Annotated in this window: 17 protein-coding genes and 6 pseudogenes; 13 read left to right on the top strand and 10 right to left on the bottom strand. The window is 60.5% G+C overall.

Features of this window, described 5'->3' with window-relative positions; all coding sequences use genetic code 11:
* Positions 1 to 170: 170 nt before the first annotated feature.
* From J1C56_RS31460 to J1C56_RS31425, 8 genes are all read left to right on the top strand, one after another.
* Positions 171 to 1,361, top strand: a complete 1,191-nt coding sequence (locus J1C56_RS31460) for a site-specific integrase (RefSeq protein ID WP_214393843.1) — start codon at positions 171 to 173, stop codon at positions 1,359 to 1,361.
* A 176-nt stretch (positions 1,362 to 1,537) separates the two neighbouring features.
* Complete coding sequence (gene fic, locus J1C56_RS31455) at positions 1,538 to 2,668, top strand: protein adenylyltransferase Fic (RefSeq protein WP_214393842.1); 1,131 nt, start codon at positions 1,538 to 1,540, stop codon at positions 2,666 to 2,668.
* 1,220 nt (positions 2,669 to 3,888) lie between these two features.
* Positions 3,889 to 5,091: a plasmid partitioning protein RepA gene (gene repA / locus J1C56_RS31450; RefSeq protein WP_214393836.1), complete on the top strand. Its 1,203-nt coding sequence runs from the start codon at positions 3,889 to 3,891 to the stop codon at positions 5,089 to 5,091.
* A gap of 77 nt (positions 5,092 to 5,168) precedes the next feature.
* Positions 5,169 to 6,134 (top strand): plasmid partitioning protein RepB, encoded by a 966-nt coding sequence (gene repB / locus J1C56_RS31445; RefSeq protein ID WP_214393835.1) that lies wholly within the window; start codon positions 5,169 to 5,171, stop codon positions 6,132 to 6,134.
* Positions 6,135 to 6,288: 154 nt separating this feature from the next.
* Entirely contained in the window at positions 6,289 to 7,494 is a 1,206-nt protein-coding gene (repC, locus tag J1C56_RS31440; protein ID WP_214393834.1) for a plasmid replication protein RepC, read from the top strand.
* 340 nt (positions 7,495 to 7,834) lie between these two features.
* Entirely contained in the window at positions 7,835 to 8,794 is a 960-nt protein-coding gene (locus J1C56_RS31435; protein ID WP_214393833.1) for a DUF1403 family protein, read from the top strand.
* A gap of 2 nt (positions 8,795 to 8,796) precedes the next feature.
* Entirely contained in the window at positions 8,797 to 9,492 is a 696-nt protein-coding gene (gene scpB / locus J1C56_RS31430; protein WP_214393832.1) for an SMC-Scp complex subunit ScpB, read from the top strand.
* A 123-nt stretch (positions 9,493 to 9,615) separates the two neighbouring features.
* Positions 9,616 to 10,317 (top strand): IS6 family transposase, encoded by a 702-nt coding sequence (locus J1C56_RS31425; RefSeq protein ID WP_214393841.1) that lies wholly within the window; start codon positions 9,616 to 9,618, stop codon positions 10,315 to 10,317.
* A 25-nt stretch (positions 10,318 to 10,342) separates the two neighbouring features.
* Here J1C56_RS31425 and J1C56_RS33570 read toward each other — a convergent pair whose 3' ends face one another.
* The 3 genes from J1C56_RS33570 to J1C56_RS31410 form a co-directional block, all read right to left on the bottom strand.
* On the bottom strand, positions 10,343 to 10,573 hold the full coding sequence (locus J1C56_RS33570) for a hypothetical protein (protein ID WP_214393831.1): 231 nt from the start codon (positions 10,571 to 10,573) through the stop codon (positions 10,343 to 10,345).
* A gap of 505 nt (positions 10,574 to 11,078) precedes the next feature.
* Entirely contained in the window at positions 11,079 to 11,321 is a 243-nt protein-coding gene (locus J1C56_RS31415; protein ID WP_214393830.1) for a hypothetical protein, read from the bottom strand.
* Between the two features lie 215 nt (positions 11,322 to 11,536).
* On the bottom strand, positions 11,537 to 11,782 hold the full coding sequence (locus tag J1C56_RS31410; protein WP_214393829.1) for a hypothetical protein: 246 nt from the start codon (positions 11,780 to 11,782) through the stop codon (positions 11,537 to 11,539).
* A gap of 778 nt (positions 11,783 to 12,560) precedes the next feature.
* Here J1C56_RS31410 and J1C56_RS31405 point away from each other — a divergent pair.
* Positions 12,561 to 13,252 (top strand): annotated as a pseudogene (locus J1C56_RS31405) (IS6 family transposase).
* Between the two features lie 2 nt (positions 13,253 to 13,254).
* Here J1C56_RS31405 and J1C56_RS31400 read toward each other — a convergent pair.
* Complete coding sequence (locus J1C56_RS31400) at positions 13,255 to 13,668, bottom strand: hypothetical protein (protein ID WP_246592243.1); 414 nt, start codon at positions 13,666 to 13,668, stop codon at positions 13,255 to 13,257.
* 136 nt (positions 13,669 to 13,804) lie between these two features.
* Here J1C56_RS31400 and J1C56_RS33235 point away from each other — a divergent pair.
* Positions 13,805 to 13,958, top strand: a pseudogene (locus J1C56_RS33235) (ISKra4 family transposase); the annotation flags it as partial.
* A 2-nt stretch (positions 13,959 to 13,960) separates the two neighbouring features.
* Here J1C56_RS33235 and J1C56_RS31395 read toward each other — a convergent pair.
* Positions 13,961 to 17,209 carry a Ulp1 family isopeptidase gene (locus tag J1C56_RS31395; RefSeq protein WP_476561163.1) on the bottom strand — a complete coding sequence of 1,083 codons (3,249 nt, stop codon included), beginning with the start codon at positions 17,207 to 17,209 and terminating at the stop codon, positions 13,961 to 13,963.
* 72 nt (positions 17,210 to 17,281) lie between these two features.
* Positions 17,282 to 17,837 (bottom strand): annotated as a pseudogene (locus tag J1C56_RS31390) (type IV secretory system conjugative DNA transfer family protein); the annotation flags it as partial.
* 422 nt (positions 17,838 to 18,259) lie between these two features.
* Between J1C56_RS31390 and J1C56_RS31385 the strand changes: the two are divergent.
* Positions 18,260 to 18,664, top strand: coding sequence for a GNAT family N-acetyltransferase (locus tag J1C56_RS31385; protein ID WP_246592231.1), 405 nt, complete (start codon positions 18,260 to 18,262; stop codon positions 18,662 to 18,664).
* Between the two features lie 53 nt (positions 18,665 to 18,717).
* Here J1C56_RS31385 and J1C56_RS31380 read toward each other — a convergent pair.
* The 3 genes and pseudogenes from J1C56_RS31380 to J1C56_RS31370 all read right to left on the bottom strand — a co-directional run.
* Positions 18,718 to 19,760 (bottom strand): annotated as a pseudogene (locus J1C56_RS31380) (nucleotidyl transferase AbiEii/AbiGii toxin family protein).
* A complete protein-coding gene (locus J1C56_RS31375; RefSeq protein WP_214393825.1) occupies positions 19,757 to 20,422 on the bottom strand; it encodes a DUF6088 family protein in 666 nt (221 codons plus the stop codon). The pseudogene J1C56_RS31380 and the gene J1C56_RS31375 overlap by 4 nt, the downstream one beginning before the upstream one ends.
* 428 nt (positions 20,423 to 20,850) lie before the next feature.
* Positions 20,851 to 21,030: pseudogene (locus J1C56_RS31370) on the bottom strand (IS110 family RNA-guided transposase); the annotation flags it as partial.
* Between the two features lie 942 nt (positions 21,031 to 21,972).
* Between J1C56_RS31370 and J1C56_RS31365 the strand changes: the two are divergent.
* Positions 21,973 to 23,892, top strand: a complete 1,920-nt coding sequence (locus J1C56_RS31365) for a potassium transporter Kup (protein WP_214393824.1) — start codon at positions 21,973 to 21,975, stop codon at positions 23,890 to 23,892.
* 306 nt (positions 23,893 to 24,198) lie between these two features.
* Positions 24,199 to 24,570: pseudogene (locus tag J1C56_RS31360) on the top strand (OB-fold nucleic acid binding domain-containing protein); the annotation flags it as partial.
* 154 nt (positions 24,571 to 24,724) lie between these two features.
* On the opposite strand, the gene J1C56_RS31355 reads toward J1C56_RS31360, so the two are convergent.
* Positions 24,725 to 25,237 carry a hypothetical protein gene (locus tag J1C56_RS31355; RefSeq protein ID WP_246592229.1) on the bottom strand — a complete coding sequence of 171 codons (513 nt, stop codon included), beginning with the start codon at positions 25,235 to 25,237 and terminating at the stop codon, positions 24,725 to 24,727.
* Between the last annotated feature and the right edge of the window lie 174 nt (positions 25,238 to 25,411).

Raw genomic sequence — 25,411 nt, 5'->3', positions numbered from 1 at the left:
TCTCACCATAACTGAATCGCATGACAGTTCCGTCTCAACAAATCCGACTCGGTCTCATCAAATCTGAATCGGCTAACCCATTGAAAACAAATGATCGCAAGTCTCACGGAAAACGGTCAGCTAACAAGCCCGGAAATCACGCTCAGCGAAGTTCCGCAACGTCCCATAGCATGGCGGCCGCCGTCGAACTTTCCGCCGCCCCAACGCCGGCCGCGCCGTCAGCGCCGATTGCCGGCGACTGTCTCGACAGCGGCGGTCTCGACAACGAGTTGCCGGACATCATCGATCTCGTCATGGCAATGGGCCGGCCTGTCGACGGCACCTCGGACGGGACGCCCTCCCCTCCCCTGTCGTCCACCGCGCCAAATCGCCTGCCGGCACACCTGGAGCAGCTCGCCGACCGCGCCCGCGACTATGTCGAGGCGGCAAGTTCGGCCAACACGCGCCGCGCCTATGCCACCGACTGGAAGCATTTTTGCGCCTGGGCACGCCGCCAGAATCTGGAGGTGTCGCCCCCCGACCCGCAGACCGTCGGTCTCTATATCACCGCCTGCGCGTCCGGCAAGGTAACGGGGGACAAGAAGCCGAACTCCGTGGCGACGATCGAGCGCCGTCTCTCCTCCCTTACCTGGAATTATACGCAACGTGGCCAGCCGCTCGACCGCAAGGACCGCCATATCGCCACTGTGCTCGCCGGCATTCGCAACAGCCACGCACAGCCGCCACGGCAGAAGGAGGCACTTCTTCCCGAGGATCTGATCGCGATGCTGGAGACCCTAGACCGCGGCACCCTGCGCGGCCTGCGCGACCGCGCCATGCTGCTGCTTGGCTTCGCTGGCGGCCTGCGTCGCTCGGAAATCGTCGGCCTCGATCTCGGCCGTGATCAGACCGAGGATGGCCGCGGTTGGGTGGAAATCTTCGACAAAGGTGCTTTGGTGACGATACGGGGAAAGACCGGCTGGCGCGAGGTCGAGATCGGCCGCGGCTCCTCCGACGCCACCTGCCCGGTGGTCACCCTGCAGACCTGGTTGAAACTCGCTCGTATCGCGCACGGACCGCTGTTCCGCCGGGTAACAGGCCACGGTAAAGCGGTTGGAGCCGAGCGGCTCAATGACCAGGAAGTTGCACGGCTGGTCAAGCGCACCGCGCTGGCCGCCGGCGTTCGTGGCGATCTGTCGGAAGGCGAGCGCGGGACCAAATTCTCTGGGCATTCGCTGCGCGCCGGCCTCGCTTCCTCGGCCGAGGTCGATGAGCGCTACGTGCAGAAGCAGCTCGGCCATGCTTCTGCGGAAATGACCCGTCGCTATCAGCGCCGGCGCGACCGGTTTCGGATCAACCTCACCAAGGCAAGCGGGCTGTAAACGCCCCTTTAGAGGAAGCCCGCCCCTACCAAGGGCCAATAAACTCCGTTTGCGCGATCGCCTTGCTGCAATCACAATATGTCGATAGATTACGGTTCTATCGACATGATTTGGCAATGTGTCGATGCCAACGACATATCAACCCCGACATGTCGATCGAACAGGGAACCAGCGACATGACGTTTCAGGCTGACCGGCCTTACAATGACCTCCCTCCCCTGCCCCCAAAGGAGGATGTTGAAACGAAGGTGGTGCTCAAGGCCTGCATAGTGGCGCGCGCGGCCCTGGCAGAGCTCAGGGTATCGGGTCAGCTTATCCCGAACCAAGCAGTCCTCATCAACTCTATCCCGCTCCTAGAAGCCCAGGCAAGTTCCGAAATAGAGAACATCGTCACGACGACGGACCGCTTGTTTCGCTTCGCCAATGAAGCCGGAAATCTCGCTGATGCTGCCACGAAGGAGGCGCTGCGCTACCGCACCGCGCTCAATCAGGGCTTCCGAACTCTGCAAGAGCGTCCTGTGACGACATCAACGGCAGTCGCGGTGTGCCGCACCATCAAGGGCGTCGAACTGGACATTCGGTCGACGCCCGGCACGGCCCTGGTCAACCAGGCGACGGGTGCGATTGTCTACACCCCGCCCGAGGGACAGAACCTCCTGCGCGACAAGCTGGCGAACTGGGAGCGCTACATCCATGAGGCCGAGGACATCGATCCGTTGATCCGCCTCGCCGTGATGCACTACCAATTCGAGGCCATCCATCCGTTTGTCGACGGCAATGGCCGAACAGGCCGCGTGCTGAACCTGCTCTATCTGGTTGACAAGGGCCTCCTGGATATCCCGGTGCTCTATCTAAGCCGCTATATCATCCGAAACAAAGGAGCCTACTACGATCGCCTTCTCGCCGTGACGACGGAGGGCGCGTGGGAAAGTTGGATCCTCTACATGCTCGCCGCGGTAACTGAGACTGCTGGCTGGTCAACTGCCCGTATACGCGCGATCCGCGACCTGCTCGACCAGACCGCCGAGCGCTTGCGCCGAGACCTCCCGAAAATCTACTCCCGAGAGCTTGCCGAGATAATCTTCGTCAATCCGTACTGCCGGATCGGCGACCTGGTTTCATCCGGCATAGCGAAACGACAGGCGGCATCGGTCTATCTGAAGGCCCTCGTCGACAATGGCCTGTTGCAAGAAGTCAAGGCTGGTCGCGAGAACCTCTATATCAATCCGGCCTTGCTGGCGCTTCTCACCGAGCGCGAGCCGGCGCAAGGGCGGCCGGTGAAGCCCTCACCTTCCTACCGGCACTAAACCGCCCAGCCGTGCATCTCGCCCTCATCCGAAGACGACCGTTTGATTGCCCTGGTTTCCGGCATATCTGATTCGTGCCTGGACTTTTTCGTTCGCTACATTGCCGCCAAAATTGTTCATCCGAGGTCACCGTTGGCCAATGGCCAGGCACGATCCTCGCCGGCCGCCTCCTCTTTTCGGGGGCGCTCCTGCAAGAGTTGGCATGCCGACACCCGCCATTCGCGCCCCTCTTAGGTCACCCGCATTTTCATCCGGTCACCCTACCATCACGGTTGGGGCTTGAGCGCCGCCACAGCATCGGTCTGACAGAGAACTGCCGTCCACGGCTTTTCGGCCAGCAACTGAGTTTCTTGAGGGACCGCGATCAGCGGCGATGATGCCCGCTGTCTTCATCTTATCGTCTCACCGGGAGCGGCACGACATTCTCGTGGCTTGGCAGATCGAAAACCATAGCCAATTGGCGTGTCATGGCCATTTCGACGGCCAACTCTTCAATGGACTGATCGGGTAAACCGGTCTTGACCCTGGCGAACCAGCCCGGCGAGCTTATGCACTTGAACCGGAACCATGTGAGGATGCTCATCGAGCAACTTACTGATCTCGATCACCACGTCAGCATCGATGTTCTTTGGCAATTCGCGCATAGGCGGGCCCTCGATAAACATGAAGATGCGAGCAGTCTGAAAGTGATCGTGCGCACGTGCCTGCCCCGACCGTGCCTGCCGACACTACACCGCCATCGCCCTACACCAAGAGAATGCGTCAGTCAGTCCGGCGAGTCCAGAAATGTTGGCTCGAGCCGGCATCCCCTCCCCTACCCGATATATTCTCGCGAGCGAGCGCCCAGACCACGTCCCCGATGATCTGAACTCCGCGCGGCCATTTGCGCGCCCAGCGGCCATGCCCCGGCCTCGACTGAGATCTACGCGGCCGCGTGCGGCCGCTTGCAATCCCTGCCCGACAAGCATGATTTTACTGCCGTAAAAAATCGCCTTTGTTACAGAGAAAACATGTGTTTAGCTCATAGAGCGGGACAATATGGGCTTCCACACATGAGCATTGGCTTCATGACATCAGCTGAAGCCGGCAGTAAAAGCCCCTCGGCCCCGTTAACCTTCTGTTAACCTAAAACTTCTTGCCGCGGTTGACCGAATCGGAGCTTAATGGCGCTTGTTGAGTGGATTACTTACAAAAAGCGCCAATTCAGGTTTCGACAAGAAATGAACATTGCCATGCGGCTGCCACGCTTCGAGTTCGATAACACGATCATCGAGCAGGGCGAAGAGATATCGCGGCGACTGAATCAGCTTCGTATGGAGAAGTTCCCGCCCAACGCGACCAAGACCCTTCGGTCTTTTTCGATGGCGGAGGTAGCCCACTATCTGGGAGTATCGCAGAACAATCTGAAGCGCCTCCATCTGGAACGCAAGGGCCCCCTGCCCGAGCAGATACCGTCGGGGCGCCGATCCTATACCGCCGAGCAGATGCTTGAGCTGCGCCATTTCCTGGACCGACACGGCAGGACCGAGGTCAAGAAATACGTCCCGCACCGCAAGGCTGGCGACAAGCTCCAGGTTGTTGCTGTCGTGAACTTCAAGGGCGGCAGCGGGAAGACAACCACCGCCGCCCACCTCGCCCAGCATCTAGCCCTGACGGGCCATCGCGTCCTTGCCATCGATCTCGACCCGCAAGCCTCGCTGTCCGCCTTGCATGGCTTCCAGCCGGAACTTGATCGGAACCTCTCTTTGTACGAGGCGATCCGTTATGACGACGAGCGCAAGCCGATCTCCGACGTGATCGTACCGACGAATTTTCCCGGTCTGGATATCATTCCAGCCAGTCTTGAGCTTCAGGAGTATGAGTACGACACGCCGCTCGCCATGCAGGACAGAACGTCCAACGTAGGTCGCCAGTTCTTTACTAGGCTTGCAAGGGCGTTGTCGGAGGTGGACGACCGCTATGACGTCGTGATTGTCGATTGCCCTCCGCAACTCGGCTATCTGACTTTGACGGCGATGTCGGCGGCGACATCTGTCCTCATCACGGTTCATCCTCAGATGCTCGACCTGATGTCGATGAGCCAGTTCCTGCTGATGCTCGGCGGCATCTTGAAGACCATCAAGGCAGCCGGTGCAGCAATCGAGCTGGATTGGTTTCGCTACCTGATCACGCGCTACGAACCGACAGACATCCCGCAGGCGCAGATGGTTGGCTTCATGCAGTCGATGCTGGCTGGCCAGATTCTCGAAAATCCGATGCTCAAGTCGACGGCCATTTCGGATGCGGGGCTGACGAAACAGACACTCTACGAGGTCGAGAAGTCGTCCTTTACCCGCTCTACCTACGACCGCGCACTGGAATCACTGGATGCGGTGAATTCCGAGATCGCCACGCTCATCCATCGCGCATGGGGCCGGTCATGACGGCGGGTTTTACGGCAGTAAATAATAGGAATTTTGGTCGTGAAATCAGTCGACTAACCGAGAATCGGAGCGATTGAATGGCACGCAAGGACATATTTGGCAGCGTTATGGGCCCCGCGGCGTCGGTTGCGAACGTCAAGGACGTCTCAGCCTACGCCGTTCGCGGCGCGTCCCGCTCGATCATGCAGTCATTCGAGGAACTCTCGAAGAGTTCGGTCGTCGATCTTGATCCGGCATTGGTCGACACGTCATTCGTTTCCGACCGCATAGACGATGACGATCAGGCTTTCCAGGAATTGCTGGCAGCTATTCGTGAGAGAGGGCAGGATTCGCCGGTTCTGGTCAGGCCTCACCCCGAGGTTTCGGGCCGCTTCCAAACCGTCTTTGGCCACAGGCGTGTCAGGGTCGCGCGCCAGTTGGACCGACCGGTCCGCGCTGTCGTCAAGAAGATGGACGATGAGGACCATGTTATCGCCCAAGGGCAGGAAAATGCTGCCAGAGCCAATTTGTCCTTCATCGAAAGGACGCTTTTTGCCGACCGAATTCTTAAGCGGGGCCATTCCCCGGATACGGTGAAGTCGGCCCTTGCGCTCGATGACACGACGTTCTCGAAGATGCGTTCGGTTACAAGCAACATTCCCGAGCGGGTCATTTTGGCGATAGGCGCTGCCAAGAGCATTGGTCGGGACCGCTGGTGGCAGCTTGCCAAACTCATGGAGCCTCCCGGGGCTGGGGTGAGGGCGGCAGAGTATGTGGCAGGCGCCGATTTCGCCCAGCCAGGCAGCGATGCGCGGTTTGCCCGTCTCTTCGACTTCATGAGTGTGCCAGCGAAACGCCCGCATGCGTCTGCGAAGTCCACGGAAACGGCTTGGACACCCGATGATAGGTCGGTTCGAGCCAAGATCACCGACACCGGAAAGGTGTTTACGCTCGCCTTGAAATCCAAGGAAGCATCACCCTTCGGCGCATTCATCGCCGGCAAGCTCGACGAGCTTTTCGAGGCTTTTCGGGAGTCGGAAATGGCGAAGAAAACAGGAGACTAAAACCGCAAAAGAAAAAGGCCCCCGAACGTCGCCGTCGCGGAAGCCCTTCTCGGTCTGTAGCAAGCTGAGAATCGCACTTCCCCGAATCACTGTCAAGAGTCGTGGCGCCGTTTCGGCGAGCTGATTTCTTTTGCCTGATTGAAAGGTGAGGGAAATGGAGAGTGGATACGCGACGACGCCCTTTGGGCGGCGGCCGATGACGCTTGCCTTGGTGCAAGCGAATGCGGCATCACGAGAGATTCCGGACGGGGCTCTTGTCGAAAAATGGCAGGTCTATCGTTGGTTGTGCGAAGGCAAGACTGTCGTAGGTGTGGGAGACCGCGCTCTGGCCGTGCTGAGCGGGCTCTTGTCTTTCTATCCGGACGACCAAATCAGTGAGGAAAACGGCCTGATGGTCTTTCCTTCGAATGCGCAGCTGTCGCTTCGCACGCACGGCATGCCCAGTTCCACATTGCGGCGACACTTGGCCGAGCTGGTGAGTTGCGGCCTTGTCGTCCGTCGGGACAGTCCAAACGGCAAAAGGTTCGCCCGGAAGGGAAAGGGTGGTGCGATTGAGGAAGCGTTCGGGTTCTCGCTGGCGCCGCTGCTGGCACGGGCCGCTGAGTTTCAGCATGCTGCCGAGCAGGTGCGCGCCGACAGCCTGGCGCTCAAGTTAATGAGGGAGCGGATTACGCTCCATCGTCGCGACATCCACAAACTTGTCGAGGCGGCGATCGAGGAGGGCGTTCCTGGCGACTGGGGAGCCGTCTGGAGACGGTTTAGAGCCGTTGTAGATGCAATCCCCCGGCGGGCAGCGCTGTCCGAACTGGAGGCAATTGTTGCCGACTTGACCAGACTTCATGACGAAGTGGATATCATGCTGGAAAACTTCATGAATTCTACGAATCCTAGCGCCAATGAGTCCCAAAATGAGCGGCAGCAATCGGATTCAAACACAGACTCCATTCTTGTATTTGAACCAGCTTCCGACCAAAGCAGGGCGGCGGTCGAGCCAAGGCAGCGAACCGATGAGAAGCTGAAAAGCTATCCAATAGGGCTGGTGCTGAAAGCGTGCCCCGAAATTTCAGACTACGCCGTGCACGGGATCGGAAACTGGCGCGATTTGATGATTACCGCGGCCCAGGTGAGAGGCTACCTTGGTATTTCGCCCTCAGCATACGAGGAGGCTTGCCATGAGATGGGCCAGGAGGTCGCCGCCATTGTGGTTGCCTGCATCTTGCAACGGGCGCAGCATATCAACTCGGCCGGCGGTTATCTGCGGGTTTTGACCGAAAAGGCGAGGGCGGGGCAGTTTTCCGTGGGACCGATGCTGATGGCGGCACTAAAGGCGAATGGCGTGACGGCGAGGATGGCCGGATGAGAGATGCGAGGCCCCGCTTGACGAGCGCGCTGGGCAGTATTTAGAGGCGCCGACGATGATAGATACGCACAGAGCGTCCCGCCCAGCGGCCGACAAATCCGACGATCCGGCTACGGGTTTTTCTACCGGAAGAGGGGAGGGGCCGGGCGCTCCTCTCCTAGGGCGAATCTTTAGCCCGCGTAGATTTTCGGGATGAATTAATTAGCGATCCTTGGTCTTTGGATTCGCTTCCAAGATTTCGCCAATGCAAGATTATCGTTCGTTTTACGTCTGCGACAGGCTGTGCGTTTTGAGGCGAAATTTGTGGCACTAAGCGCACGGCAGCTTTAACCTCGCAGGCATGATTCGCCTCGATCCCGCGACCGCCAGCCCGGCCCCCAACGTGCCGCCGACCGTCCCGGCCTGGGCGCTTGCAGCCGGGCGCGCGCCGAGCGATGCCGACGCCGCCTTCCAGGCCGGGGCCGCCCTGGGTGCGCTCGACAGCCTCGCGCGGGGGCAGGCTGATTGGGCCGGGGCCTGGCGGCATCGGCTGGCGCTTCGCGGTGCCGCCGCCAGCATGCAGCTCGCCGGCCGTTCAGAGGACGAGGCCGCCTTGCGCGACGCCTGGTACCTGCGCCCGGCCGGCGCCGATCCCGGTCCCGCCGGCGCGATCTTCGGCGCCTGGCGGCGGTTGTCCGTCCAGCCGCCTGTCGCCGACTCCGATCGGCTCGAAAAGATCGCTGACCAACTAGGGCTCCATTGGGACGGCGCGGCTCTCGCCGACCTTTGCACGGAGATCGAAAAACTGGCGGGGTTGCAGCGGCCGGCGCCGTTTGCCGCCGCGGCGCTCGCCGGTCACGTCGTCGCCTTACGCCCCGACTGCGAGCTTTTTGCGTGGTGGCTCTCCGATCTGGTGCTGGCGCAACGCCTGCGCTGGCCGCGGCCGCTGCCCCTGTTGATGGCGCAGGCCTTTGGTCCGGCTTTTCGCCGCGAGGCCGGTGGCCGGCGCATCCGGCCCGGGGACAAGAATTTTGAGCGGGCGGTTTGCGTCGCGCTCGTTGCGGCCGCCGCGGACGCCTGTCGGTTGGCCGCCGAGCTGTCGCGCCGGGCCGAAAAACTCCTGGCGGTGGCGCCAAAACTGCGCGCCAAAGGCGCCGGCGACGTAATCTTTCTGCTACTCAGTGAAGACGCCGTCTCCGGATCGCTGATGACGAAAAATCTGTCGCGCTTTGCATCGCGGCGGCTGTTCGAACGGCTGCAGCAACTGGAGGCCGTGCGCGAACTCTCCGGCCGCCCCACATTCCGGCTGTTCGGGCTGTAGCGATGAGCGAAGCGTCCGCCCGCCGGAAGCCAAACGTTCAGCCGGCTTTGCTGGATACCGAGTTGGAACATCTGCCGGCCGAGCTGCGCTGGCGCGAATGGATGGGCCGCGTCGAAGCGGTGATTTTTTCCGCCAGCGAACCGGTGACACGCAGTGTCCTCGCGCGGGTGGTGGGAAGGAACTGCAATCTCGAGCTGATCATCGACGACATCCGCGCCGAGCTCGCCGGTCGCCCCTACGAGCTGGTCGCGGTCGCCGGCGGCTGGCAACACCGGACCAAGAAAATTTTTGGCGACGCCATCCGCGCCGCCTTCGGCACGGCAGCGGGCGAGGGGGCAAAAGAACTGTCGCAATCCGAGGCTCTCGTGCTGATGTGCATAGCTTACTTCCAGCCGATCACCCGTGGCGAGCTTTCTTCCTTCTTCGGCAAGGAGGTTTCGCGCGATCTGATCGGCGTGCTGCGCGCGCAGGAGCTGATCGCCTCGGGGCCGCGCAGCCCGCAGCCGGGGGCGCCTTATACCTATGTGACGACCAAAAATTTTCTGTCGCAGTTCGGGCTCGACACGCTGCGCCAGCTGCCGGATTTCGAGGCGCTCGAGGACGCGGGGCTACTGTCGAAGGAGAAGCTGCTGACCGGCGACATCCCCACTGGGCTGCCGGCTCATCACTTGGAGGATGAAGTACCGTCCAACGCATAGCGTTGCTTAAGCCAGCCGAGCGGGTTTTGGGATTGTCCATGCAGTGCTAGGGGTTCTGTTGCAAACTTTTTCGTTACGGGTTGTCTGGCAAGTGACCTCCGACATTTTTTTAGGAGGTTTGTGATGTTCAGAGGCCGGCATTTCGACCGATCGGTCATCCTGGTGTGCGTTCGCTGGTATCTGGCATATGGACTGAGCCTGCGCGATTTGAAGGAGATGATGGCCGAGCGTGGCATTAGCGTTGATCATTCGACGATCCATCGCTGGGTTGTTCACTTCTCGCCCTTGCTGCTGGAGCGCTTCAACCGGCGCAAGCGCGCAGCGACCGGCAAATGGCATGTTGATGAAACCTACATCAAGGTCCGAGGGCAGTGGATGTATCTCTACCGCGCTATCGACAGCGTCGGCGACACGGTCGAATTCTATTTCAGCGAACATCGGGATTTGCCGGCGGCCAAGCGTCTCTTCAGGAAAGCGCTGGAGCGCCATGGGCGTCCCGATCGTGTCGTCATCGATGGTAGCCAGACCAACCAGGAGGCGATCGTTTCCTGCGATACGACACATCGATTGCAGGATCGCTGCAGGCGCCGACCGAAGCCGATCCGAATCCGCCAAAGCCAATACTTGAACAACCGGATCGAGCAGGACCATCGGCGGATCAAGCGCCGTGTTCGGCCGATGCTCGGCTTCAAATCTCCCGCAGCCGCAAGCATCATCCTCGACGGCATCGAAATGCTTCACATGATGCGCAAACGACAGGCGAGGTTCGCCTTCAACCCAAATCCGTCATTGGCCGAGCAGTTCGATACCCTCGCCGCCGCATAAGCACCGCCCGCCATCTCTTCTTGCTTCAGTTCAACAAAAATTTGCAACAGAACCCTGGGAACTGCTCCGCGCTGCCGCCGAACTCGCGGCCTCTCCCGATCTTGCCCGGCGGATTGCTGCCAAACGGGCGCGCCGCGCTCGCGACGAGGCCGAGAAACCGCTTGCCGCCTATCGGGAAGAGGAACTGCGGCGGATGCGGCGCAATTTCTACGGCTTCGACCCGAGCTATCACGTGGCGCGCTACAATTTTATCCACAAGACGCCCAAGTCCCGTACGCCCGTCACGCTCGCTGTCCACCGCGCGAACGCCGACCACTACAGACCGTAGGAGCACCATGCGATGACGAACCCGCTCGCAACCGTTCTCGTAGTGGGCGACGAGGTGTGCTCAATCGAGGCTATCCAGCGGGTTCTATCCGATGGGCGAAGCGTTCATGCCGTCGCTCTCTCCTCCAAAAAGCTGACCGCAAGTTAGTTGACGTGACATCGCCGATATCAGGGGTCGCATCCCGGGCCGGCTCGCCTGATATCCCTGTCAGCGGTCCCTTCACGTCCAACCTCAGATAACGTGACAGCGCCCCGCCTGCGGGACGTCGAAATCGAGATCGAGCAGATGACCGGCATGAGGCTAATGAGCGACGGCTCAAACATCCACGCGCGGCGCAGTTGAAACGAGCGGGATACGAAGTGCGGTTTGGGCAAAATTGATTCGATACAAAGCGGCCTATGAGGCCCTGCCGGTAGGATCCCTGCAGTTGAAGTCATTGTCGGCATTCCGACGGCAGGTAGCAAGCAGAGTGTGCTGCCGTCGCCGAATAGGGGAGCCTCTGCGAGGCCACTTCGTTGTTGGTGGGCTTCAGGACTTTCTCGAAGGGATTCCGTGCGCCAGCCTGGCCCATCAAATATCGGATGTCGTCCGAGGAGTAGCCGTCGACGGCCATAATTTTGCGGATGATCGGTTCGTTCAGGATTTCGTCAAGCGTGGGCTCGCGCTCGTATGCCATGGCGTCGCCTCCAAAGAATTTTCTGATTTCTCGCATGATACACGGAAACGATGACTTGGTGATGTCGGCTATGTGACGGATATTGGTCTCCAGCCGTCCGATGTCGCGGAATCGGTCGACAGAATGCGTTCGCCGTGTCAACAATGGGCTAACGGGCAACTTACGGCGCGAGGAGCAGGATGCTGTGAGGGTCGAGCACGCGACCCTGAACGGTGTCACCTTCCTTGAAGCGTCTCTGAAACCAGGTGGCGATCTGCTGGTTTCGGCCGACAACCCGGACAGCGCCAGTTCGATTGGCCGTCCGGTTGATCGATCCTTGAGATCACAGGTTCGCTGCCGTCGTCGAAAAGGATTCGTATCGGATCGCCGTCCTTTCCGAGGTGACGGCTGGCTTCGACCCCTGGATTCAGGAAGCCCTTGTCGTAATAGGTCGGCCCCAGCACGACGGTGAAGGTCGCCAAGGCCGTAGCAGATGCCCTCGCCTCTGGCTGGATATCGTCGGCCAGCGCGGCATCTGTTGGTTCGGCTTCGGTCTCCTCGGCCTCCTCGCGTTCGGCTTCCTCGGTGATGGGCTGCCCTCTTTCGCGGCCGTTCCAAGGGGGTCGAACGCCCTGATCAGGGAGTCCTCAAGGCCTGCGGCCAGATTGATTTCGAAATCGGCATAGCGCAGCTGGGAGAAGGTGGCGAGCGAGCCAGAGGCACTGTTGCAGCATTTTGCCGATCTGGGATTGCCAGTTGTCGCTTGCCAGTTAATTGCGAGAATGCGGTCGTTTCAGTCATGTTGTGCCGTTAATTGTGAGAATGGCGAAGCTCGGATTCTCAATTCAACTGCCATCGTAATTAGCGCGAAGGCCGCGCATTCATTGAAGTTCATCCGCCTTCCTCAGCAGATTGAACTCCGCCACATTGCTGACGCTGATTCTCACGTTAAATGCGAATGACCCGGCTCGATTATCAAGTTAAGTGCACATTCTCAAATTAAGTGCGCGGCTATCTCATTGAAATCGTTGAAAAGCTATTCTCATTATTAACTGCCAAGTGACAGGCGCATTCTTGCGGTTAACTGCTAAGCGACATGCAGGAATCGGATTTCAGGGTAAGGTTAGCTAAAGTCGGAATTGGAAATATTCGATTACGATTCAATCCACATCAACATCGGCGCGGGGCTCATTTCCATGATCGTCAGCGGCGTTATCAACTTAACTCGCGTTCAGGGATTTGCGGCATGGACCCGATGTCATGAACACCGTAACCGTCAGCTACAAGCGCCATCGTTTCCCGCCGCAGATCATCGCCAATGCGGTCTGGCTCTACTACAGGTTCCCTTTGAGCCTTGCGTCTGGTCGAGAAAATGCTGCTGGAGCGCGGGATCGTGGTTTCGTATGAGACAATCCGCCGGTGGGGCGTCAAGTTCGGTCCGCATTACGCTCGCCGCTTGCGCCGCAAGCAGCACAGCCGAAACGATGTACGAGGTCGTCATCACCATCGCCGGCAGGAAACACTGGTTGTGGCGCGCCGTTGACCAGGATGGCTATGTGCTCGACGAGATCGTCCAGAACCGCCGCAACACCAAAGCGGCCAAGCGCTTGCTGACGCGGCTGCTGAAGAAGCAAGGCGTCGCGCCGAAGCGCATGATCACCGACAAGCTGCGCTCCTATGGAGCAGCCAGGCGACAGGTGATGCCGGATGTCGAGCATCGGTCGCATAAGGGATTGAACAACCGTGCCGAGAATTCGCATGTGCCGCTGCGAAAACGGGAGCGGATTATGCAAGGCTTCCGATCACCAGGAGCACTGCAACGCTTCGTTTCGATCTTCTCGGCTCTGCGCAATCTCTTCGACCCGCCCCGCTCAAAACGCTCCGCTCTCGCTACACATATTCACCGCCTGCAGGCCATGGCGGAATGGAAAGCCGTGGCCATGGTCAGCTGACATCAGCGGCTGCAGGTCTCAACGCGTGTATATGCAGACAACGTGACATCCCCCGGCTTGTTCTCCTTGGCTTGGAGGAGCATGGCGACGTTTTCGGCGGCAAATTTGAAGCCTCTGCGGTCGGGAATTCGCTCAGCTGAGATCGGGTAGCGTGGCCGCTTTGGATCGATGCCGGTGATCCGGAACCGTTCGCTTCCGGTGCGGAACTCGCGTCCGAAGTCCGAAGGGGCCAATCCGAAGTGCTCTGCCAAGAACTCGAACCTGTCTTTTTCGAGATTGAATGCGGTGCCGTCGGAAGCGGGAATGCTGACGCGGAACACGGGCTCGAAGGAGAAGCCGGTATCCGTGCCGCGCCATCCTGCACCCTCGATGACCAAGCCGTGGTCCTCAGCGATCTTCTGGCAGACCTCGAGCATGCGGGTCTGGATCTCTTCGCATGTCGCTGGCGTCAGACGGGTTATGAGCCTGCCCTTCCTCACCTGATAGACAGTACCGCGTGAGACGCCGAGATCGCGGGCGATTTGTGTTGGGCCCTGACCCTGTTTAAGCTAGCCGAACATGCGCAAATTCCTGACCGCCATCGGCGAGTTCCAGGCCTACATCGCCTTCCAACAGTGCCAGCCTGATCAATTACGGCGAGAGCTACCGGTCCGGAGATCGCATCAGCCTCTCCGTCGCCAAAAGAGCTGTTCTGCTTAGCCGTCGAGCTCAACGCCCAGCGTCGGAGCGCTCTCTGCTCCTGAAGGAAGCCATGAGGTCCGCTCGGGCTTGATCGGAGGCTTGGCCGATGGACGTTGTGTTTGCGTCGCTCGGCTGCCGCCCGATGGCGAGGCTTTGCGAATTGTCAGTCCTTTGCCTTTTCGCTGGTCTCAACGGCGCTGTGTAACGTTCAGTGTTGATGATGACGCCCCCGCTGTTCACGCGGTTGCTCCTGTGCAGTGTACTCGTCAGCTTGTCCTCGGCCTCGCGCGTCTGGCCCAAGTGCCGTTCCAACGGCGCTGGCGCGACCTGTCTGGCTTGCTGCTCTTGCAACGCGGCGTGTTGCACCTGCGACCCGGCTGCTGCCAAAGCTTCGGCGGGGCTTGCGGCAAGCTCGTGCGGCAAGCGCCCCTCTCTCAGTCGGTTTTGCAGCGCCTGCCGATCGGCGACGAGGTAGTTGAGGTGCAGCGGCAGCTGCTGGTCTGGCCGCTCTTCGTTCGCCAATCGACGAACCAGCTCGCGCGTGCCGTCCACCACGAAGACGCCGCAGTCAAAAGCGTTTTTCTGCTGCGCCATGTCGGGTGTTACCAGGGTCGCGTCCAGTCTTGTAGCGAGCTTTCGTGCAGGCGCGTCGTTGTATCGCTGTTCATTTTGCTGGATGGAGTCGTAGTGATAGGCGACCGCTCTTTCCGGATCGCGGCGATCTACGAGGAGCAGCGACCAATGGGTGCCGCGGTCAATACCCACCCCATTGTTCACTGGCACGAACAGGAAGTCGGATGGGCCGGCGTTTCGATCATAAATCGACTGCAATGTGCCTCGCGCGTCTTGCTGCTCCATGTGGCGCAGCAGATGGGAGACCGACGGATCGACCAGCCGCGTCCGGGCGGCGAGCGCTGGATCGGCCTGCTGCAGCTGCTGCTCGAGGAATTCGTAATCCCTCTGGATATGTTCGTCGCCCAGCAGTTGGGTGGCCCCGAGCACCGCCCCCCGGGGGAGATTGGACGAGCCTGACGGAAGGGCTTCGATGTGTGCATCGGAGGAGGTGGTCAGATCGACCACCGGAACCCCGAGATGGGTGTCTGAGAGCCTGGCGGTCGCTGGCAAGGCGGGTCCCGGAGCCCTTGCCGGTACTGCTGCCGCTCCAGCTTCCCTTATCGCTCCGCGATGGAGGAGCCAAACGTCATTGCCCTCCTCTGGCCTCCGGGCGGTGTAGCCGTGGCCTTTAATCTCGTAGTTCCATTCCGGCTTGTCCGCGTCCGGCAAGAGGCCATGGCGGTCCAAGAAAGAGAGCATTGCGTCTGGGACGCGTTGAGTCCCATGGGAGAAGTCTTTGGGGACGGCGAACGAAACGTTTATGGAGTCCTCGATCGCAGCCGGGGGCGCCTCGGACCTTGCTGAGGGCGCGGCCCCCGCATGCAGCCTTCCGATGTGTTCGGACCCTGTCCCTTGAACCGGTACCCCTTCCAATGGCAATTCACCCAACTGCTGCATGGGGGGCTGCATCGGTACGCGGCCGCCTGAATTGCCGATTTCGCTCAGCGGCTGCTGAATGGCGGCGGCTTGCGGCGTATCCACGGCCCTCTGCCTCTCCGCTGGCCGCAACAGCGGTGTGGAATGTTCATTGTTGATGATGACCCGCTCGGGTGGCAGGTGGTTGCCCTGGTCAAGCGCATCCGGCGAGGGCCGGATCTGCTGTTGGCTGGCAGCTAACACTGGCGGGGCGGCGGCCTGAACTCCGGCGTGCCCAGAGCCGGCCGCCGCGAAAGCGTCCGTCACGCTTCTGTCTGACGCGCACTCCGCATCGCGAACCCGTTCCAACGCGAAGGTGAGATTGCGGCTGTCTGGAAACAACGTCTCGGCGAATTCGATCCGTGAATCATGATCCAGCCCGGAGATCGTCAGGCCCCGCCTCTCAAGCGCCTCAGAAAATCTGCGAAGATTACGACCATAGACAGCACGGGTGTATGGGGCCAATCTGCTGTCACTGGCCACTTGTTCTAAGACATGCGCGTCTGCCTTTGAGGGCACCGCCACTCGCCGCATCGGCACGCGGCCGCCTGAATTGCCGATTTCGCTCAGCGGCTGCTGAATGGCGGCGGCTTGCGGCGTATTCAGGGCCCTCTGCCTCTCCGCTGGCCGCAACAGCGGTGTGGAATGTTCATTGTTGATGATGACCCGCTCGGGTGGCAGGTGGTTGCCCTGGTCAAGCGCATCGCGAACCCGTAGCAGCGCGGAGAGGAGATTGCGGTTGCCTGGAAACAACCTCTTGGCGAATTTGATCCGCGAATCATGATCCAGCCCAGCGATCGTCAGGCCCCGACTCTCAAGCGCCTCAGAAAATCTGCGAAGATTACGACCATAGATAGCACGGGTGTTTGGGGCCAACCTGCTGTCACTTGTCACTTGTTCTAAGACACGCGCGTCTGGGACGGGTTGAGTCCCATGGGAGAAGCCTTTGGGGACGGCGAATGAGACGTTTATGGAGTCCTCGATCGCAGCGGGGGGCTTCTCAGACCTTGCGGAGGGCGCGGCCTCCGCATGCAGCCTTCCGATGTGTTCGGACCCTGTCCCTTGAACCGGTACCCCTTCCAATGGCAATTCACCCAACTGCTGCGTGGGGGGCTGCATCGGCACGCGGCCGCCTGAATTGCCGATTTCGCTCAGCGGCTGCTGAATGGCGGCGGCTTGCGGCGTATTCAGGGCCCTCTGCCTCTCCGCTGGCCGCAACAGCGCTGTGTCATGTTCATTGTTGATGATCACCCGCTCGGGTGGCAGGTGGTTGCCCTGGTCCAGCGCATCCGGCCAGGGCCGGATCTGCTGTTGGCTGGCAGCTAACGCTGGCGGGGCGGCGGCCTCAACTCCGGCGTGCCCAGAGCCGGCCGCTGTGAAAGAGTCGGCCACGATGCTGTTGTGGTCACCCGGTCCAGCGGGCATCCCTGGGTCGCTGAAAAAAGACGAGACGGCTTGATCATCCTGCCGTCGCTGAAGCACTTCGCGGAACCCCTGTTCCAGTCGCAGAAGCTCCTCTGGATTGGCTGGCGGCTCGTCAGCTCGATCATCGAAAAGCGGCCGGAGCGCCTCGGCCACTTGATCATCCTGCCGTCGCTGAAGCACTTCGCGGAACCCCTGTTCCAGTCGCAGAAGCTCCTCTGGATTGGTTGGCGACTCGTCAGCTTGATCGAACAGCCTCCGGGCCTCTGCAAGGTGCTGCTCAACGCCCACTTGCCGGGCCTGGACCGCTTGATCCTCTTCCAAGCCGGCGTCCTGCACCTGCGGCAAAGCTGTTACACGGGATGGATTTTTTCGCTGGTCCACACTAGCCTCGCATCAAACTGTATCGTCAAAGTCCTGCGCATCCACGCAGCGGCTCATTCTGCCGAGATCCCTCGTCTGCTATCGTTTAGGGTACCGGCTCCGGGAGGGCGCCTGTCTGGCTTTCAAAGATGCGTTTCAGAATGCGGTCCGAAAAATATCGCACCTTCCTCAGTTGCAATGGCGGCAGACCTTTGATGAGAACAATCTCGTACTCGTCATTGAGCAGCCGAACCTGTTCGGGACGCAGCAGCGGCGCACCTTGAAACGAATTCTGAATGTTCCGGTCGAACGCTCGCGACTGGCTGTAGGAAATCGATTTGGCTTCAAACGTGTATTCACCGATGGCTTTGGAAATGTAGTTCGGAGTCTCGTCATCGGCCGTGGCCATGAACACTTGCAGTCCGGTATTGCTGAGAAAATTCTGCTTACCAGCCTCTCCATAAGCCCCCGTTAGTGCCGAAAGGCTTTGGATGATGAGCATGAAGCGCCTCTTGTAGCCCGCGATGGTCGTAATTGCGGTCTCGATCGCCTCCAGCTTACCCAAGTGCTTGAATTCATCGAGCAGAAAGAAGTGCAACGTCCTGAACTGCACGTCGCGCTTGCCTCTCGGCGGGTTTGAAGCTCCCAAGATCGCGTGCTGTATCGCGCGGGTTAGCGGTTACTAACCGTTCCGCAACATTGGTCAGTGGCCCGTCTGGAAGGTCAAGTTGCGGCGCTCCTCGGCCCTCCTCCCGTAGCGGGATGAACTTCCAGCTGCACGTCTCCGTTTGCTATCGCGATCCATTGCTCAGCCTCCAAGGCCTTTCTCTAGTCCATGAGGCCTACCACCCAAGCTTGATCTGCTAAACCAATATGGTGTTACACTTGTAGCCTCGCAGAGGCATCTCCCAGCTCTCTGGGTCACGCCGAGAGCCGTGGCCATGGTCAGCTGACATCAGCGGCTGCAGGTCTCAACGCGTGTATATGCAGACAACGTGACATCCCGGTCTGATGGCCTCCCGGAGCGCGTCGCGAGTCGCGAGTGCGCACTATCTCGCATTCCTTACTGTCGACGGCGAACCGGTGGGAACTAACGCGGTGAAGAACAATCGAGTCCATCAACGAACCATCGAAAAGGACTCGGGAGTCGAACTTGCCGACGACGAATATCTCGGCGAGGTTGGTTGGCTATATGTTGTCGAAGCGCACCGCCGGATCCGCCTTGGCGACCTTCTCACTTCGGCGATCTTGGCTGCTGCCGACGGTCACGGCCTTTTCGCGACCATTCAATCCAAGAATATCGGCGCCCGCCTTCTTCATGAGAGGCATGGCTTTTATCAGGTTGATAAATCGTGGCCGTCTAGCGAGCAGAAGGACAGGGTGAATCTCTATATACGTGGTGGAAGGCGCGGTTGACGATCAACTGACCGGCAAAAAGTCTACGCTCGCACGGCGACGTGGCCAGGCGACTAGGAATGGGTGTTGATGTCCTGCTCAATCTGCCGTGCTGATTCCAGAATGTCATCGAAACTCGGCGGAGTGCCGAAGATCATGGCCGCCGTATTGGCATAGTCGCGCGTGAGCGCGTCGACCATCTTTGGAGCGGGCGCGATTGCGAAGCTGCCCGGGACTGCTGCGGCGAGGTCATAGTCGGGACGGTCGAAAAACATTCGTGCGTGCCGCACACAATCGGCGCCAAGATCGAGATCGCCGAGCGCGGCCTTTCCGGTCTCGGATCCGAGAAGACAGTGCAGGTCGTAATAGTGCCGAGACACGCGCTGGCCTTCCTGCCGCAGTTCGCCGCGCCGCTCGTACCAGCGGCGCAATCCATGGGCGATCACCACCTTGTCCCAAAAGGTGCGGGTCGCCTCGATCGTGGTCACGTCGGCGACGGTGAGATCAATGCCTGCCGCTTCCTCCGCGACATAGGGCGTGATCGTGATGGGGCGATTGGGATCGAGCGCCGATTTCGCCCCGGACTCAAGGCGTATGGCCGGTCGCACATAGGCGCCATCACGCGGCTCGACCTCGGGATACCAGAGCAGCAGGGTCTGACCATCGGCATCGGCTTCTCGAGCTCCACCCGTCCGGCGCCGTTCGTAATGTCGGCAAGTTGAGCGGTGAGGAAGTCTCGCAGCGGCCCTGTGATATACGCACGGCAGGCGTCCCGGATGCCGTCGAGCTTGGAGCGACGCTTCTTGTTCGACAGTGCCTCAAGCTCTTCGACGGAGGCAGCCGCGTCGAGATCGTCGCGGAACACGGTAACGTCGATGTCCTCGGAAAAACGCTGGATGAGGCCATAGCCTTTTGACAGCGACGTCCCGCCCTTGAAAAGCAGCCGTGGCTCCCCCGCAGGCCGTTCGTGGTAGAGCGAATTGAGGGTCCAGCAGACCCAGAAATCCTTTTCGACATTGCCCACCGGCGCTCCGATCCGATTGGCCGTGGCGAGGAACAGGTCGAGCCGGTCGCCTGGGGATGCCGCGACGATCTGGCGGTAAGCATCGGTACTCATGGCTTTGCCTCGTGCGGGTCCGCCCTCAGGATTTCGCGGAGGAATTCCTGCATCCAGATCGGCACGGCGGAGAGACCGGCGCGCAGATCCTCGCGAATGGCCTCGCCGTGCTTGGGGTCGGCAAACAGGCGGCGCAACGTCGCCTGGATACGCTTCCGTTCGCCCTTCTGGGTCAGCATGTCCTGCATCCAATGCAAGGCCTGGACGACCCGCATCCCCGGCCGATCCGCCCAATAGAGGCGGCTAGGGGCAGCGTATTTGAAGTGGATTTCTTGCGTGCCGAGCTTGATTGGCTTCAACCGCGCGTCGACTAGCACTTCTATTCGGGCGGGGACGGCGGTCGTCAGGCCGAGGTCGTTGGCGGCCGTCATACCATCGATGACGGCGCGCGCCCGATCGCGGCGCGTGACGGCGCGGATCACAGCGCGATAATCCGGCACGGTGGCGCGGCCAGTCAGGTTGTTCGTGCGCGGCCGGTCATAGAGGCCTCGGTCAACCCGGCGCAGCTCCCCGGCGGCTGCCAGGCGCTGCAGGGTTTTGTCCACGGCGGCGCGCGCGCCGAGATCGGCGAAGTCGCCGGGGGTCCAGACCTCGTCGGGTTTGGACTCAATGCGGGCAAGCAGGCGCGAGCGAAGATCGGTATCGGGCTCAACGATGGGCATGTCCGAAATATGCTACAAGTTTCGGACAAAGGCAACGTGCGAGTCCGAAATATGCTACAATTTTCGGACACTCCGTGGCGCCAAAACTCCAAAATTTTCGCATAGAAAGGATATGGCCCGAGCATCGAATGCCTCCTTCCGCGGGGCACGACATCATCTCGGTTGACTCTTGCCAAGACGAGAACAAATATAGAACATAGCACAGGCTTTCCGCGTTTCAAGGGTCAGATGAGTGTATCGGCGCCCCCTGCTGCCATTTCCGAGCTTCGAGAACGCATCGCGCGCTTCGAAGGTGGAAATGCGCGCATCCGCACGGTTTGCCGTTCGGAGTGGCGACGATTGACAGGATTCTCCCGGGAGGCGGGTTACATTCTCAAATTAAGTTGTCTCCCAACTATCTGAATCATTGGCTCGCATTCTCATAATTAACTGGCAAGCGACACCACCGCCATGGCGTTGCCCGTAGCCTCAACGACAATCTCATCGGTCCGTCGCAAACTGCGGCCGAACCCTTCCAGTCCCGAGCGGGTCATGTCGACCCGTCCGTGATGGCGCAGCCGGCCATCTTCCCAAACCACCACGTCCGCAAAGGTGCGGTGGATGTCCATTCCAATCACGTCTCATCGGCTCCCTCTCCTCAAACAGTCGGGAGCCGGCGGGCGACGCGACACCTACGGATCCGCGCTCTCGGCGCAAGGGCAGGTCGCAGGGGCGGCCAGCTACTAACGCGAGCTGGCAGCTCATCGAATACATCGGCCTGCCCGCACTTGGCGTGCTCCCGGGTGCCCCTGTCCCGGATGGTCGCACCATACGCCGAAAATCACTCATCTCCAGCGGCGATTGGATGGCACCGTCATTATCATATCGGTTACTAACAGCGACAACTGCGAGCTCGGCATCTTCTCCGCCATAGAGGCCGCCGCCGGCCTTTTCGAGAACCATCCGCATTCCTCTGTCTTTCCAGGAGACGGCGTGGACACCATGCCGTTCCTCACCGAACCCGCCTCCTAGCCCTTCGCCTGTGTAGTATACGTCACGCTGCCGTTTGGCTTCGACCTGAAGGATTACGGCGCCCCCTTCGCAGAGAAGATCGGGTTGTTCGTGGCGCGAGCAGCGAAGCCGAAGGAGCTTGTCTGGGTTCGGGTGCTGGCATGTCGATATTACGACCGTGTGCCCTTCGACAAGCTTGGTGGCTTCTTCAACCAGCATCTCGCCGCGGAGATCGAATCGTTATCTGCGCCGCAAAGTGCGGCCGGTGAGCGGCTTGGCCCTGCGTTCGAGTTGGCCACGTCTCGCTGGGATCGAGCATGTAAATAGCTTACGCAGCAACGGTGCGATCACACTGGAGCAACGGCATCAGGAAACCGCCATCCTTATGCGCCCCGACACCCTGGTCGCCATCGGTCGCATCGCGGGGGGCACTGTGGCCGAGGGCTGGCGAGTCTGCCAAGGCGAGCAACGATAGGCGATGCCGGCAGACATTACGTTGCGGCACTTGATATTGCAGTGCAGCAAGCGTAGAGCACCGCGCGCTTATCGGAGTGTCGTCCATGGCCCTTACCAATGCTGGTAACGAGGCAGAACCTGTCCAACAATCGAGCCATTCTAAGGTCGAGCAGCACAGCACCAAGGTGCTGATGCTGGGGGCACTCGGTGTCGTTTACGGCGATATCGGCACGAGCCCGATCTATGCATTCCGCGAAGCGTTGCATGCATCAGCCGGTGGCAACGTCGCCAACCGTGGCGACATCCTCGGCGTGCTGTCGCTGATCATCTGGTCGCTGACGATCACCGTGACGATCAAATACATCATGTTCGTGCTCCGCGCCGACAATCGAGGCGAGGGCGGAGTGCTGTCGCTTGTCGCGCTGGCGCGCAACAGTTTCCCGACCCGCTCGGCGGTGATCCTCGGCATCGGCATCGTCGGCGCGGCGCTTTTTTTCGGCGACGCAGTGATTACGCCGGCAATCTCGGTACTGTCGGCGGTCGAAGGTATGAATGTCGTCACGCCGACATTCCAGCCCTATGTGGTGCCGCTGACACTGGCCATCCTGGCGATCGTGTTTGCGGTACAGCGGTTTGGCACCGGCGGCGTAGGATTGGTGTTCGGGCCCGTTACCGCGCTGTGGTTCCTGGCCATCGGCCTTTCTGGCCTCAACCACATCATGGACGACCCGGAAATCCTGCTGGCCATCAGCCCGCATTACATCGTGTCGTTCCTGGTCAACTCGCCCGAAGTCGCCTTCGTCACGGTTGGTGCGGTTTTTCTCGCCGTCACCGGCGCTGAGGCGCTCTATGCCGACCTCGGCCATTTCGGGCGCAAGCCGATCGTGCTTGCCTGGCTGGCAATCGTGTTTCCTTGCCTGTTGGTCAACTATGTCGGGCAAGGTGCCTTCGTGCTGGCGAATGGCGGTGTCGTCGGTCATCCCTTCTTCGAGATGAACGAAGGCTGGATGCTTATCCCGATGGTGGTGCTGGCGACGGCGGCGACTGTGATCGCCAGCCAGGCGGTGATCTCCGGCGCCTTCTCGCTGACCAGACAAGCGGTGCAGCTCAACATGCTGCCGCGTTTCGTGATCCTGCATACGTCGGAAAAACAATCGGGCCAAATCTACCTGCCGCGCGTCAACCTGCTGCTGGCGCTGGTGGTGATGCTGCTGGTGGTCGGCTTCGGTGAATCGAGCAGACTGGCCTCGGCCTACGGTATTTCGGTAACCGGCAACATGCTGGTGACGAACATACTGCTTTTTATTGTGATGACGCGCATCTGGAAGTGGCCGGTCGGCGTCGCGGTCGCCTTGATGGCGTTGTTCGCCTTCGTCGATACCGGCTTCTTTGCGGCCAACATAGTCAAGGTGTTTGAAGGGGGCTGGTCCTCGCTTGCCATTGCCGCAGTTATTGTGCTCACCATGTGGACCTGGATCCGCGGCACCCGCTATTTGTTCGAAAAGACGCGCCGGAACGAGATCCCGCTGGATTTCCTTGCCGGCAATCTGCTGAAGAAGAAGCCGCATCTGGTGTCGGGCACTGCGGTGTTCCTGACCAGCGATCCGCTCAGCGCGCCGACCGCGCTGATGCACAGCCTGAAGCACTACAAGGTGCTGCACGAGCAGAACGTCATCCTTTCGGTAGTGACGGCGCCGCAGCCGGTGGTCGCGGACAGCGAGCGGGTCAAGATGGAAATCGTCAACGAGCTGTTCATGCGGGTGACGCTGACCTTCGGCTATATGGAACAGCCCAACATTCCGCGTGCGCTGGCGATCTGCCGCAAGCAGGGCTGGAAGTTTGATATCATGACCACGTCCTTCTTCCTGTCGCGGCGCTCGCTCAAGGCGTCGCCCAATTCCGGCATGCCGGTGTGGCAGGACAAGCTGTTCATCGGACTGGCGCGCACGGCAGCCGATGCGACGGAGTATTTCCAGATCCCGACCGGACGTGTGGTCGAGATCGGGACGCAGGTGGCCGTTTAGGCATGTCCGGTTGAGCAGAATCAATTGGCATTTTCCGAGCCGGTGAATGCCTGACCGGGCGGAGGCCACGATGCTTGCGCCCAACTGGGGTCGTGTTCCAGGCCCGAAGCTTCCGGCCCCAAAGCCGTCCCTTTACGCCTGCGATCATTCCCGTTCCCCATTGTCTTGCCGACCCACCAGTCGAGATGCACTGAAACGACCTCGCCGGGCAGCAACTTATTCATTTGAACGTAATCGATGTGCCGCAAGTCCGACCTTCAATCTTTCAGTTCACAGGCAAGCGTTACCAAAATCGGCGTGCCGCCTAACCGGCGCCGCATCGTGACCTGTCAGGAAGCCATGCAGGCGCGAGACAGAAGCTGGCTCGAGGCCGCCGGCCTGGTGCTGGTCCGGCAGCGGCCGGGCTCGGCCAGAGGCTTCATGTTCCTCACCATGGAGGATGAGACTGGCGCGGCAAACATCGTCGTCTGGGTCAAGATCTTCGAGAAATTCCGACGCGTGCTTCTCTCGTCGGCCATGCTCGGCGTACGCGGTCGTATCCAGCGAGAAGGGGAGGTGGTGCATCTCGTCGCCCACGAGCTGACCGATCTGTCGGCCGAGCTGGCCAGCGTGGGAAACCGTGAGATGCCGTTTCCATTGCCGCACGGCCGCGGGGATGAGGCTCATCACGGCGCGCCCGGCCGGGGCCGACCACGCCTTCGACCGTAGAAGAAGGCGCCGGCATATCTCGGTTATGCAGGACCTGGAGGATGCGGGTGCTGTGGCGGCGCCCACATGCGTTCGCTGCGGTTCCTGCGCAGTCGTCGCGGGGACAGGCTTCCGTTGTCGAGTGTCACCTGCCGCTGAATGTGACAGGCCAGGATGAAGCGGCGCAGGTTCGCGCCCAGCCGCCAACAATCCCCGCCGGCAGCGGCGCCACGAGCCTCTCGCCGCTCGGTGTCACCCAGCACTCCCGGCGATAGCGCATCACATCCGACAGAACCAGATCGCGCACCAGGATCGTCTCGTATCCCTTGAAGCGTGAGCCCGCAGGAGCGCTCACCGCAACCGTCACCTCGCGGCTCACGCGACCGCCGTCGCGCTTTGCGCCGCGACGGCGTCGCTTCCCCTTGCCAGATGCCGGCTGCGTTGCCCATTCCGACGGCTTGGTCGGCTTGTCCGGAGGGCGATCCATGAGGGTCTGGATCTCGGCGCGCAGCGCCTGGTTCTCGATCTCAAGGCTCTCGACCCGGCCTTGAAGACCGCGCACTATGCCGATCAGCGCAGCAAACGGCCCGCGGAGCTGAGCAAGCGACAGGCCTTCAAGCGAATCAGTCGGTGGTAGCGTCCGCAAATGGTGAATCACGAACGCGCTCGCCGCAAACCCCTCCGCCCGGAAAATCTGATCTGGTTACGGCTCTCGGCGTGACCCAGAGAGCTGGGAGAAGCCTCTGCGAGACTACAAGTGTAACACCATATTGGTTTAGCAGAACATGCTTGGGTGGTAACCTCATGGGGTACAGAAACGACTTTGGAAGCT

It is taken from the genome of Aminobacter anthyllidis (assembly GCF_018555685.1).
Taxonomy (GTDB): Bacteria; Pseudomonadota; Alphaproteobacteria; order Rhizobiales; family Rhizobiaceae; genus Aminobacter; species Aminobacter anthyllidis.
This window is presented reverse-complemented; position numbering and strand designations above follow the sequence as displayed.